Origin of the sequence: Sphingomonas sp. PAMC26645 (genome assembly GCF_004795835.1) — a bacterium.
Taxonomy (GTDB): Bacteria; Pseudomonadota; Alphaproteobacteria; order Sphingomonadales; family Sphingomonadaceae; genus Sphingomonas.
Window position 1 is genome coordinate 675639 of record NZ_CP039249.1, and the last position, 12021, is coordinate 687659.

General features: G+C 64.8%; 13 protein-coding genes. 5 read left to right on the plus strand and 8 right to left on the minus strand.

Annotated features, from left to right (window positions below):
- Position 1: 1 nt before the first annotated feature.
- The gene (locus tag E5673_RS03300) at positions 2-730 is read left to right on the plus strand and encodes a class I SAM-dependent methyltransferase (protein ID WP_136188923.1); all 729 of its coding nucleotides are present in this window, start codon (positions 2-4) and stop codon (positions 728-730) included.
- A 345-nt stretch (positions 731-1075) separates the two neighbouring features.
- Here E5673_RS03300 and E5673_RS03305 read toward each other — a convergent pair whose 3' ends face one another.
- From E5673_RS03305 to E5673_RS03315, 3 genes are read right to left on the minus strand one after another with little or no spacing between them, the layout of a single operon-like run.
- A complete protein-coding gene (locus tag E5673_RS03305) occupies positions 1076-2098 on the minus strand; it encodes a glycosyltransferase family 2 protein (RefSeq protein ID WP_136188924.1) in 1023 nt (340 codons plus the stop codon).
- Between the two features lie 51 nt (positions 2099-2149).
- Entirely contained in the window at positions 2150-4255 is a 2106-nt protein-coding gene (locus tag E5673_RS03310) for a bifunctional (p)ppGpp synthetase/guanosine-3',5'-bis(diphosphate) 3'-pyrophosphohydrolase (RefSeq protein ID WP_136188925.1), read from the minus strand.
- A 47-nt stretch (positions 4256-4302) separates the two neighbouring features.
- Positions 4303-4632, minus strand: coding sequence for a hypothetical protein (locus E5673_RS03315; RefSeq protein WP_136188926.1), 330 nt, complete (start codon positions 4630-4632; stop codon positions 4303-4305).
- Between the two features lie 184 nt (positions 4633-4816).
- On the opposite strand from E5673_RS03315, the gene E5673_RS03320 reads away from it, so the two are divergent.
- Complete coding sequence (locus E5673_RS03320; RefSeq protein ID WP_093399023.1) at positions 4817-5239, plus strand: helix-turn-helix domain-containing protein; 423 nt, start codon at positions 4817-4819, stop codon at positions 5237-5239.
- A gap of 140 nt (positions 5240-5379) precedes the next feature.
- Here E5673_RS03320 and E5673_RS03325 read toward each other — a convergent pair whose 3' ends face one another.
- Genes E5673_RS03325 through E5673_RS03335 form a run of 3 tightly spaced genes read right to left on the minus strand, consistent with a single transcriptional unit; the run spans position 5380 to position 7803 of the window.
- Positions 5380-5805, minus strand: coding sequence for a thioesterase family protein (locus tag E5673_RS03325; RefSeq protein WP_136188927.1), 426 nt, complete (start codon positions 5803-5805; stop codon positions 5380-5382).
- A gap of 1 nt (position 5806) precedes the next feature.
- The gene (locus tag E5673_RS03330) at positions 5807-6583 is read right to left on the minus strand and encodes a sulfite exporter TauE/SafE family protein (protein WP_136188928.1); all 777 of its coding nucleotides are present in this window, start codon (positions 6581-6583) and stop codon (positions 5807-5809) included.
- A gap of 11 nt (positions 6584-6594) precedes the next feature.
- A complete protein-coding gene (locus E5673_RS03335; RefSeq protein WP_136188929.1) occupies positions 6595-7803 on the minus strand; it encodes an LL-diaminopimelate aminotransferase in 1209 nt (402 codons plus the stop codon).
- Between the two features lie 215 nt (positions 7804-8018).
- Here E5673_RS03335 and phaC point away from each other — a divergent pair, with 215 nt between their 5' ends.
- Together phaC and E5673_RS03345 are read left to right on the plus strand one after the other, a co-directional pair.
- Positions 8019-9737, plus strand: coding sequence for a class I poly(R)-hydroxyalkanoic acid synthase (gene phaC, locus E5673_RS03340; protein ID WP_136188930.1), 1719 nt, complete (start codon positions 8019-8021; stop codon positions 9735-9737).
- A gap of 115 nt (positions 9738-9852) precedes the next feature.
- Positions 9853-10524, plus strand: coding sequence for a phasin family protein (locus E5673_RS03345; RefSeq protein WP_247599549.1), 672 nt, complete (start codon positions 9853-9855; stop codon positions 10522-10524).
- On the opposite strand, the gene E5673_RS19585 is transcribed toward E5673_RS03345, so the two are convergent.
- Entirely contained in the window at positions 10521-10670 is a 150-nt protein-coding gene (locus E5673_RS19585; protein WP_168711555.1) for a hypothetical protein, read from the minus strand. The two genes, E5673_RS03345 and E5673_RS19585, sit on opposite strands and share 4 nt — an antisense overlap.
- A gap of 46 nt (positions 10671-10716) precedes the next feature.
- Between E5673_RS19585 and clpS the strand changes: the two genes are divergently transcribed.
- A complete protein-coding gene (gene clpS, locus E5673_RS03350; protein WP_056066412.1) occupies positions 10717-11067 on the plus strand; it encodes an ATP-dependent Clp protease adapter ClpS in 351 nt (116 codons plus the stop codon).
- A gap of 64 nt (positions 11068-11131) precedes the next feature.
- On the opposite strand, the gene E5673_RS03355 is transcribed toward clpS, so the two are convergent.
- The gene (locus tag E5673_RS03355) at positions 11132-11815 is read right to left on the minus strand and encodes a Crp/Fnr family transcriptional regulator (RefSeq protein ID WP_056488277.1); all 684 of its coding nucleotides are present in this window, start codon (positions 11813-11815) and stop codon (positions 11132-11134) included.
- Positions 11816-12021: the final 206 nt, after the last annotated feature.

Sequence of the window (12021 nt, forward strand, 5' to 3'; positions counted from 1 at the left end):
AATGGACCGCATCGTCTACGACCGGATGGCCGCGCATGATTCCACCCACTGGTGGTATCGCGCCCGCCGCGACATCCTGGCGGATTACCTGACACGCTACGGCGCTTTGCCGAAGGATGCCAAGATCCTCGAGATCGGCTGCGGCACCGGGCACAACCTGCCGATGCTGGCGGAGTTCGGCGAGATCGACGCGATCGAGATCGATCCGGCGGCGCGGGAGATCGCGAGCGAGCGGCTGGGGAAGCCGGTTGGCGCGGCGCCTTTGCCCGAGCTGCCAGGCGTTCCCCGTGCGCATTATGACCTCATCGCGGTGCTCGATGTGGTCGAGCATATCGAGGACGACGTCGCGGCGTTGAAGGCGATGGCCGATTGCCTTGCGCCGGGCGGTAAGATTTTGATCGCGGTGCCGGCGCATGCGTGGCTGTGGAGCGCGCACGACGTGGTGAACCATCACCATCGGCGGTATTCGAAGGAGACGTTGCAGTCGGCGATCGAGACTGCCGGGTTGAAGCCGGAGAAGCTGGGGTATTTCAACTCGCTGCTGTTCCCGCTGGCGGCGGCGGCGCGGATTGCCGGGCGGATGACCGGGCGTGACGACAGCGACGATTCACCGCCGCCGAAGCTGGTGAATGCGCTGTTCGAGAAGATTTTTCGGCTGGAACGCCATCTGGTCGGACGGGTGCCGATGACGCCGGGGGTTTCGATCGTGACGCTGGCGGTGCCGCGGTAACGATCGAGGCACCGGCCTGTCCCGCTTCCGTTCGTCCCGAGTAGCCGTCGAGTAGTGGCGAAGCCACGTATCGAGACGGCGTATCGAAGGATGGGTTGGCGCGCGGTACCCATACCTCGATACGAGCCCTCGATACGCTCCTTACGGAGCTACTCGGTCTCTACTCGGCACGAACGGGGTAGGGGCGCAGGGCAGCATCCTGAACTTGTAAACAACCTCCACCCCGGCGAAGGCCGGGGCCCAGTTGGGGAACGTTGCTGACGTCGGGCGCGCTTCGTCACTGCGACCTTGCCAACTGGGCCCCGGCCTTCGCCGGGGTGGTGTTGTGATCGGCAGGCGCGTTCGTTATTCGGGGTGGAAGGGAAGGGATGCGTCAGGCAACCGCACCACGTCCACCGGCTCCGCACGGAACCCCAATGTTGCCTTGCCCTGGATCGGGCCGGCGACGTCGGCGACGATATACAGCGGCCGCCGCTTCGACTCGACGTACAGCCGCCCGAGATACTCGCCGATCATCCCCAGCACGAACATCTGCACCGCGCCGAGGAACACCGTGACGAGCATCGTCGAGGTCCAGCCCTGCACCGCGCTGCCCGAGAGCCAGCCGATCGCGATGTAGACGAACAGCAGCAGCGACACGCCGGTCAGCGCGAGCCCGGCGTGACTGGCAAAGCGCAGCGGCGCGGTCGAAAACCCGGTGACCGCGTCGAACGCGAGGCGGATCATCTTCGCCAGCGGGTAGTTCGTTTCGCCCGCCAGCCGCTCGGCGCGATCATACGGGAAGGGCACCTGCTTGAAGCCGATCCAGGCGACCATGCCGCGAATGAACCGTGCCTGCTCGGGCAGCGACAGGAACGCATCCAGCGCCCGCCGGCTCATCAGGCGGAAGTCGCCGGTATCAAGCGGGATCGGCGTCTCGGTCATCCGCGTCAGCAGGCGATAGAACGCGGCGGCGGTCGCCTTCTTGAACACCGTCTCGCCCGCGCGCTGGCGGCGGACCGCATACACCACGTCCGCCTGGCTCGCCGCCATCGCCGCGCGCATGTCGGACAGCAATTCGGGCGGGTCCTGGAGATCGGCGTCGATGATCAGGATCTGCTCGCCCGCGCACAGGTCGAGGCCGGCGGTAAGTGCCAGCTGGTGACCATGGTTGCGCGAGAGGTTGATCGCGACCAGCCGCGGATCGGCGGCGGCGAGGCGCTGCATCACGGGCCAGCTGTCGTCGCGCGAGCCATCGTTGATCAGGACGATCTCGTAATCGTCGCCGACCGCGACCTTTGCCGCGCCGGAAATACGCGCGTGCAGGATGTCGAGGCACGCCGCCTCGTTATAGCAGGGGACGACAATCGATAACGCTGGACGGTTCATCCGCGCCGTTTAGCGTCAATGGGAGTTGTAGGCAGCAATAATCATCGATTCCTACACGCGCTCCACGGTGTGCACCGCATCCGCCGCACGCAGGCCCGCCATCAGCCGCATCAACTGCTGCACGTCGTGCACCTCGACATCGATCTCGTTGGTGTGGAAGCTCTTGTCGCGCGTATCGAGCCGCAGGTTGATGATGTTCGCCTTGTGCCCGCCGATGATCGACGAGACGATGCCCAGCGAGCCCGGCTCGTTCTTCACCATCACCGATATGCGCGCGACGGCACCCTCGGTCTCGTCGCCCCAGGCGACATCGACCCAGTCGGTCTCGTTCTCGGATCGCTCGGCGAGTTCGGCGAGGACCTTGCAGTCGATCGCGTGGACCTCGATCCCCGCATCGGGCCGACGCAAGCCGACGATCCGGTCGCCCGGCACGGGATGGCAGCACGTCGCGAGATCGTACGCCACGCCCGGGGTCAGCCCCTTGATCGAGATCGCGCTTGATTGCGGCGCCAGCGCATGCGTGACGTCGGCGCCGGCCGAGCCGGGCATCAGCGCCTCCATGACCGCCGCATCGGACAGCGTCCGCCGCGCGATCGCGACCATGAGCGACGATTCGTCGGGAAGCTTCAGCCGTTTGAGCGCGTGGCTCAGCGCGTCGGTGCCGATCTGCGCAGGCAGGCGGGTAACGATATCCTCGTACAAGGTCTGGCCCAGTGCAATCTGCTCGACGCGCTCCTTCTGACGCAGGTGCCGGCGGATCGCGGCAAGCGCCTTGCCGGTGGTCGCGACGTTGAGCCATTGCGGCTGAGGCGACTGACCCTTCGAGCGCAGGATCTGCACTTGGTCGCCATTCTCGATCACCGTCGACAGCGGCACGACACGGCCATTCACCTTCGCACCGACCGCCTGGTCGCCAAGATCGGTGTGCACCGCATACGCGAAGTCGATCGAGGTCGCGCCCTTGGGCAGCTGAATCAGCTCGCCTTTCGGCGTGAACGCGAAGATGCGATCGGTGTACATCGCCATCCGCGTGTGTTCGAGCAGCTCTTCCGGGCTCTCGGCGGTATCGAGGATCTCGACGAGATCGCGGATCCAGCTGACCTGCCGGTCGCTGCCGTTGATCTGCTGCTTGTACGCCCAGTGTGCCGCCAGCCCGAATTCGGCCTGTGCGTGCATGTCGGCGGTACGGATCTGGATCTCGATCCGCGCGCTGTCGGCGTGGATCACCGAGGTGTGCAACGAGCGATAGCCGTTGCGCTTGGGCGTCGAGATGTAATCCTTGAACCGGCCCGGCACCATCGGCCAGCGCTGGTGGATGATCCCGAGTACGCGGTAGCAATCCTCCTCGGTCGGCACGATCGCGCGGAACGCCATGACGTCGGAGAGCTGCTCGAAGCTGATGTGGCGTTCGGACATCTTCCGGAAGATCGAATAGGGATGCTTCTCGCGCCCCGATATTTCCGCCTCGACCCCGGCGCGCGACAGCACCAGCTTGAGCCCGGACGCGATCTTGGCGATGCGGTCGCCATCGCCTTTCTTGAGCTGTTCGAGGCGGCGGTTGATCGATTCGGAGGCTTCGGGTTCAAGCTGTTCGAACGCGAGCGACTGCATCTCGCGCATGAACTCGTACATGCCGATCCGCTCGGCGAGCGGCGCGTAGATGTCCATCGTCTCCTTGGCGATGCGACGGCGCTTCTCGGGCTTGGCGATGTGGTGGAGAGTCCGCATGTTGTGCAGGCGGTCGGCGAGCTTGACCAGCAGCACGCGGATGTCGTCCGACATCGCGAGGAGGAATTTGCGCAGGTTTTCCGCGGCGCGTTCGTTCTCGGTCTGCGCTTCGATCTTGCTGAGCTTCGTCACGCCGTCGACCAGACGCGCGACGGAGGCGCCGAACAGCCGCTCGATCTCCTCGGGGGTGGCGACGGTATCCTCGATCGTGTCGTGGAGAATCGCGGTGGCGATCGTCTCCGCATCGAGGTGGAGGTCGGTGAGGATACCCGCCACCTCGATCGGATGGCTGAAATACGGATCGCCGGAAGCGCGTTTTTGCGACCCGTGCGCCTGCATCGAGAAGACATAGGCGCGGTTCAGCAGCGCCTCGTCGGCGTCGGGATCGTAGTCGAGGACGCGATCGACCAGTTCATATTGGCGCAACACGGCTTATAGATGGGGCCGGGTTGCGATGCATTGCAACAATTTCCTCGTTATTTCGCGTGGTTGTTGCACGCGGCCAGCGCGTCGGCGTCATAGGCCTTGCCCGCGACCGTGAAACTGGCGAGCGGCCCGACGCGCTTGGCGACCGCGGCGCAGAGGATCACGTCGCGCTGTGGTGCCTTGCTGGTAACGAACGCCGCATTCTCCCAGCGCCATGGCGTGCCGTTGGTGATCAGCCGGGTGGAAGTAGGCGCGGCGGCAGGGACGGCTACATAATAATTGATGGGGGTCTGGGCCGATGCCGGTGTCGCGACCAGTGCGGCGAACCCCGTCGTCAGGGCGGGAACGGCGGTCAGAAGGGCGCGGGTGATGACGGACATCGGTAGACTCCTAAAAGGTTTCTAATCGAGACCTATTCCGATTAGTTTCGAGTTGCAACTGAAATCGGAGGAGCATTTCGCTTCGGCCTTTTATGCGGTACCGTTGCTGTCAAATAAGGAAGACGCCGTGGGAAAATTGCGCGAACCCCTGCTCGAATGCAGCCTGCCTGCCGCGCTGGAGGCGATGGGCGAGCGCTGGTCGTTCCTGATCCTGCGCGCGTCGTTCAACGGCCTGCACCATTTCGAGGAGTTCCAGTCGGAACTGGGGATCGCGCGCAATATCCTGGCGAACCGGCTAGCGCGGCTGGTCGAACACGGGATTTTAGAGCGGCAGCCTATCCCGGAGGATCGGCGCAAGATCGCCTACGGGCTGACCGACAAGGGGTTTGCGCTGCTGCCGACGATGATTGCGCTGCGGCAATGGGGCGAGCGGTGGGAAACGTGCGTGCCGGCGTTCCCGATCCTGGTCGACGAACGCGATCGGCGACCGCTCCAGCCGGTGTCGGTGCGATCGCATGACGGGCGCGTGCTGGGGAAGGGGGACCTGATCTGGGCGCTTCCGGGGGAAGTTGCCGGGGATGGGGTGGAGGCCGAGGCGGCGGAGTAACGGGCCGATAACTTGCCGGGAAGGCACCTCCCCGGCGTAGGCCGGGGTCCAGTTGGGGAGCGTTGTTGATGTGCGGTGCGGGTCGGTACCGCGACCTTTCCAACTGGGCCCCGGCCTCCGCCGGGGAGGTGCCATGTGGTTCAGGAGTTGGGCAACTCCGCCAGCACCGTGCGGATCACGTCCGGCAGCGGGACTGGGCGGCCGGTCTCAAGATCGACGTGCACGCTGACCATGGTGATGACGGTGTGCAATTCCCCCGTCTCCGCATGCGCGAGCTCGAACCGCTTCGTCAGGCTGGTCGTCCCAAGCTTCTCGATCCGCACGAACGCCTCGATCGTGTCGCCTAGGCGGAACGGCTTGAGGTAATCGATCTCGGTCCGGCGGACGTTGAACTCGGTGGTCGGCCAGACGTCCGGCAGAGCCTCCGCGATCCCGGTCCATTCCCAGAACTCGGTCACCGCGACGTCGGCATATTCGAGATAGCGCGAGTTGAAGACGATGCGCTGGCCGTCGATCTCGGCATAGCGCACGCGGAACTTAGTCGAGAAGGCGAAGCCCGGCCTCATCTCAGAAGATCAGCTTCACGCCGACCAGCGCCAGCACGGTCGCGAGGACGGGGACCAGCACGCGGTCCGAGACGCGCGTCGCGATCAGGCTGCCGACGATGATGCCCGGTATCGACCCGATCAGCAGCGACACGAGCAGGTCGACATCGACCGAGCCGAGGATCCAGTGGCCGATCCCGCCGAGCAACGTCAGCGGTACCGCGTGGGCGATGTCGGAGCCGACCAGCCGGTTGATCGGCAACGTCGGGTAGAGGATCAACAGTGCGGTCATGCCCAGCGCGCCGGCGCCGACCGAGGTCAGCGAGACGAGCACGCCGAGGACAGCGCCGAGCAGGATCGTGAGCATCGCCTGGCGCTCGCCGCCGACCGTGCCGATCCGCGGGGTCAGCCACGCGACGATCTTGCCGCGAAAGAAGGTCGCCACCGCCGACAGGATCAGCGTGACGCCAAGCACGACGGTGATCGCGTGCCCGGTATCGGACGATTTCTCGCCGAGATGGTTGAGCACGAGCAACGTCGCGATCGCCGCGGGGACGCTGCCGGTCGCGAGCCGGCGCACGACCCGCCAGTCGACCGTGCCGCGCCAGCCATGCACCGTCGTCCCGACCGTCTTGGTCGCCGAGGCATAGAGCAGGTCGGTGCCGACCGCGGTAGCGGGGTGGAAGCCGAAGACAAGCACCAGCAGCGGTGTCATCAGCGATCCGCCGCCGACACCCGTCAGCCCGACGATGAGGCCGACGAGCACGCCGGCCACCGAATATAACGGATTGATATCCACGCTGGCGAAGGTCAGCCGGCGCCACGCGCGGGCGTGTTGACGCCCATCGACTGGAGATATTTCTTCACGTTGCGCGCCGCCTGGCGGAGCCGCTGTTCGTTCTCGACCATCGCGATCCTCACATAGCCCTCGCCGTTTTCGCCGTAGCCAACCCCTGGGGCCACGGCGACGTGCGCGTGAGTCAGCAATTGTTTGGTGAACTCAAGGCTACCTAAATGCGCGAGCGCGGGTGGCAAAGGCGCCCATGCGAACATGCTCGCGCGGGGGCTCGGAATGTCCCAGCCGGCGCGGCCGAAGCTTTCGACCAGCACGTCGCGGCGCTTGTGATAGAGTTGACGGTTACGCTCGACGATGTCCTGCGGGCCGTTGAGCGCGGCGCAGGCGGCGGCCTGGATCGGCGTGAACGCGCCGTAATCGAGATACGACTTCACGCGCGTCATCGCCGCGATCAGCGTCTTGTTGCCGACCCCGAAGCCCATCCGCCAACCGGCCATAGAATAGGTCTTGCTGAGCGAGGTGAATTCGATCGCGACGTCCTTCGCGCCCGGGACCTGGAGGATCGAGGGGGTCGGCTTGCCGTCGAAATACAGCTCCGAATAAGCGAGGTCGGAGATCACCCACAGCTTGTGCTTCTTCGCGAATTCTACGACACGCTCGTAGAAGGCGAGGTCGACGACTTCGGCGGTCGGGTTCGACGGATAGCCCATCACCAGCACCGACGGTGCGGGGACGGTGAACGCCATCGCGCGCTCGAGGCTCTCGAAATACGCCTCGTCGGGCGTGGTCGGCACCGCGCGGATCGTCGCGCCGGCGATGATGAAGCCGAAGGTGTGGATCGGATAGGACGGGTTGGGCGCAAGCACGACGTCGCCGGGCGCGGTGATCGCGGTGGCCAGACTCGCGAGGCCTTCCTTCGAGCCCATCGTCACGACGACCTCGGTCTCGGGATCGACATCGACCCCGAACCGGCGACCGTAATAGTTCGCCTGCGCTTTTCGCAGGCCGGGAATGCCCTTCGACTGTGAATAGCCGTGCGCGCTTGTCTTGCGCGCGACTTCGACGAGCTTCTCGATGACGTGCTCGGGGGGCGGCAGGTCGGGATTGCCCATGCCGAGATCGATGATGTCCTCCCCGCCCGCGCGCGCCGCCGCCCGCATCGCGTTCACTTCGGCGATGACATAGGGGGGTAAGCGTTTGATGCGGTAGAAGTCTTCGGACATGATCAGCCTCTAGCTGGAGGAGCGAGTGCTGTACCGCAGGTGAGCGGGGGCGTCATCCGCCTCATTCGTCGAGAGGGCGAAAGCTCGGGTATTCAGTCTATCCTCCCCCTGGCGGGGGAGGATCGTTGAGTTTCCTGCGACCAACAATCGTCGATGTGACCATGCTTCCGCCGAGCCGGCGTCTGCGGTAAGCTCCCGAAAAAGCAGAGGATGCCATGGCCGATACTCCTCCCGACGCCTCCACTCCGACCCTGCCCGATCTCCAGCATTGGACGTGGGTGATGGGGCGTGCGCAGCAGATGATGATGGAGCAGGGGCTGGCCGCTATGCAGGCCAAGCCCGAGGGAATCCCGGCGATCCCCGGCTTTACCGACCCCGCCACGCTGGAGCGCGCGCGCGATTTCTGGGCCGAAAGCCTGACGCTGTGGCAGCGGTTTCTCAATCCCGCCAAGGCGCCCGAACCCGCGCCGGTGACCGACAAGCGCTTCAAGGCGCCGCAATGGCGCGAGCCGGTGTTCGACCTGATCCGGCAGAGTTATCAGCTGATCGGCGACCACATGCTGCGCGGCGTCGAGGCGGTGGACGGGCTCGACCCCAAGCAGAAGAAGCAGCTGCGGTTCGCGACCAAGGGGTTCGTCGATGCGATGAGCCCGACCAATTTCGCGCTGACCAACCCGCAGGTGATCGAGAAGACGATCGAGACGCGCGGCGAGAATCTGCTGAAGGGCTTGCAGAACATGATGGCGGATCTTGCTCGCGGGCAGGTGACGCATACGCCGGACGGCGCGTTCGAACTTGGGCGCAACCTGGCGATGACGCCGGGCAAGGTGGTGAAACGCACGCCGCTGTACGAACTGATCCAGTACACTCCGACCACCGACACGGTGCTGGCTACGCCGCTCGTGATCTTCCCGCCCTGGATCAACCGGTTCTACATCCTCGACCTGACGCCCGAGAAGAGCTTCATCCGCTGGGCGGTCGAGCAGGGCATCACCGTGTTCATGGTGTCGTGGAAATCCGCCGATTCGAGCATGAAGGACGTGGTCTGGGACGATTATGTCGGTGCGCAGGTCGAGGCGATCGACACGGTGCGCGCCGCGCTCGACGTGCCGGCGGTGCATACGATCGGGTACTGCGTGGCGGGGACGACACTGGCCGCGACGCTGGCGCTGCTGGCGGCGCGTGACGAGGCGACGAAGGTGGCTAGCGCGACGTTCTTCACCGCGCAGGTCGATTTCGCGCAGGCGGGCGAGTTGCAGCATTTCATCGACGACGAGCAGCTGAAGATGGTCGCGTCGTTGTCGCCCGAGGGGTTCCTCGACGGGCGGTACATGGCGACGACGTTCAACCTTTTGCGCGGGCGTGACCTGATCTGGAACTACGTCACGCAGAATTACCTGCTGGGGCAGGATTACGTGCCGTTCGACCTGCTTCACTGGAACGGCGACACGACCAACCTGCCGGCGAAATGGCATCTAAGCTATCTGACCGACCTCTACCGCGACAATCTGCTGGTGACAGGCACGATGGCCGTGGACGGTACGCCGATCCATCTCACCAAGGTCTCGACGCCGAGCTATGTCCAGGCGGGGCGCGAAGATCATATCGCGCCGGCCGAAAGTGTCTGGAAACTCACGCAATTGTTCGCCGGGCCGCTGAAGTTCGTGCTCGCGGGCTCGGGACATATCGCGGGCGTGGTCAATCCGCCGGCGGCGGGGAAGTATCAATATTGGACCAATCCTGGCGCGCACACGACGCTTGAGGACTTCGTTGCCGGTGCGACCGAGACGAAGGGTAGCTGGTGGCCGGACTGGGTCGAGTGGTTGCGCGCGCTGGGTGCCGATACGGTGGCCGCGGACGGTGCACGGCTGCCGGGCGAGGGGGCTCTGAAGGCGCTCGGCGAGGCGCCCGGCGAGTATGTGAAGAGCCTATAGCGCTACCTTACGTTTGCGTCATGGTGCAGTGCACAATTTTTATTGTGCGGCGCGAGAATTCGTGTATGAAGACCGCGACATAACTCCGAAGAGAGGTGCGTGGATGGTGGATATCGTGAAACGGACGGCCAAGGCCGGTTCGAAGCCTGTCGCCATCGCGAAGGCCTCCGCCCGGACTGTCGCCAAGCCGGCGAAACCGGCATTCGAGCCGATCGCCAAGACGCCGGCACCTCAACCTCTCGCGGCTGCTTTTGTATCGCCGCACACGGACATTCCCGCCCCGATTCAGGCCGCCGCGCCTTTGGGGATCCCTGCCAGCGAAACAAAGGACGCCACGATGGACACGATCCAGAGCATCACCGAGAAGACCAAGGCCCTCTTCAGCGGCGCGAACACCGCCGAATTCAACGAGCAGGCCAAGGGCGCGATGGAGAAGTCGGCGAAGATGGCGGAAGATTTCGTCGCATTCGGCAAGGGCAACATCGAGGCGCTCGTCGAGTCGTCGAAGATCGCCGCGAAGAACGTCGAGGCGCTCGGCCAGGAAGCTGCCGACTACGCCAAGACCTCGTTCGAGAGCGCGACCGAAGCTGCCAAGACGCTCGCCGCCGCCAAGTCGCCGACCGAGTTCATGAAGCTCCAGGGCGATTATGCGCGCACCGCGTTCGACACGATGATCGCCGAGGGCTCGCGCTCGACCGAGCGGATGCTCAAGATGTTCGGCGAGTTCGCACAGCCGATCTCGAACCGCGTTGCGGTCGCGACCGACAAGATGAAGATCTCGGCCTAAGTCGACAGCGCGCCGCCTTCGGGCAGTGCGTTACGAAAGGGGCGGCCGTCGTGCGACGGTCGCCCCTTTTGCGTTTGCGGTTTTCGCGTGACGGGTGCCAGCGCCCCCTTGCCCTTGCCCCCCGGCATGCCATATTTTGGCAGCATGCTTTTGACCCCTGAAATGACGACTCCCCAGCGGACGGGCGAGCAGATGGCCGAGCGCCGCGACGATAATGGCGAGGACGGCCATGATGGCACCGGGGGCGGCACCGGCGCCGGTATCGCGACCAAGACGCGCGCGAAGACCAAACAGCCGACGCCGTACCGCGTACTGATGCTCAACGACGACTATACGCCGATGGAGTTCGTCGTGCTGTGTCTCCAGCGCTTCTTTCGCATGGACATGGAGGCCGCGACTCGCGTTATGCTGCATGTTCACCAGAAGGGCGTCGGGGTGTGTGGTACGTTTAGCTACGAGGTCGCGGAGACCAAGGTGTCGCAGGTGATGGATTTCGCCAAGCAGAACCAGCACCCGTTGCAGTGCACGCTGGAGAAGGCTTGAGCCTTACGCCTTGAGGTGATCTGTCTTGATCCTCCCCCTTGCGGGGGAGGATTGAAGGAGGGAGTTACCGCGCTGGCGGCAACCAGCGCAGGTCGAGCCCTTCGAAACGATCGATGTAGTTCGCGGCTTGCGCCAATTGCACCTCGTTGAGCAGCGTGACGCGGCCCATTTCGCGGCGGATCAGGCCGTCCTCTTCCAGCTGGCGCAGCATGCGGTTGACGTGGACCGCGGTGAGCCCAGTGGCGTCGCCAATCTCCTCCTGCGTCAGGCCAAGCGTGAAGCTGTTGCCCATCGCGCGGTCGCGCATCCGCAGTCGGTTGCGCATCTCAAGCAGCAACGCCGCGATCCGCGCCTTGGCCGAGGTCCGGCCGAGGGCGGCGAGACGGTCGGTGAGCGCGACCTTCTCCATCTGGTTCATGACCATGATGAGCGCCGACAGCCGTGGATGATCGGTGACCAGCCCGGTCATCGCCGAGCGATCGAATGAGCACACCGTGCAGTCGGTCAGCGCGACCACCGTCTCGGGCGAATCGCGGTAGACCAGCGCCGAGACCGCCAGCATGTCGCCGGCATAGAGGAAGCGGAGGATCTGGCGGCTGCCGTCGTCGAGCAGCACATAGCTCATCGCCATGCCGCGCTGCAGGATGAAGAGTTCGGCCTGCGGATCATTCTCGCGCACGAGGACGGCACCGCGACGCAAGTCTCGCGGGCGCTCCTCCAACCGCGCTAACGCAGCCTTCTCGTTCATCGACAGGTCGATGAGATCGCCGACGCGGTCGGCGAAGCAGCTGTCCGGCACTCTGTAATGGTCCCCAATGTTCGAGAACCACAGAGCAAAGCTAGGATTTCCGCGCATTAAAGTCGATCAAGCGGGGTGTGTTAGCGCTTCGGAAGGCTCACCCGGTCCCGACGCGGGACTCGACCCCAGGCCAGCATCCGCCTGTCGCCCGATCG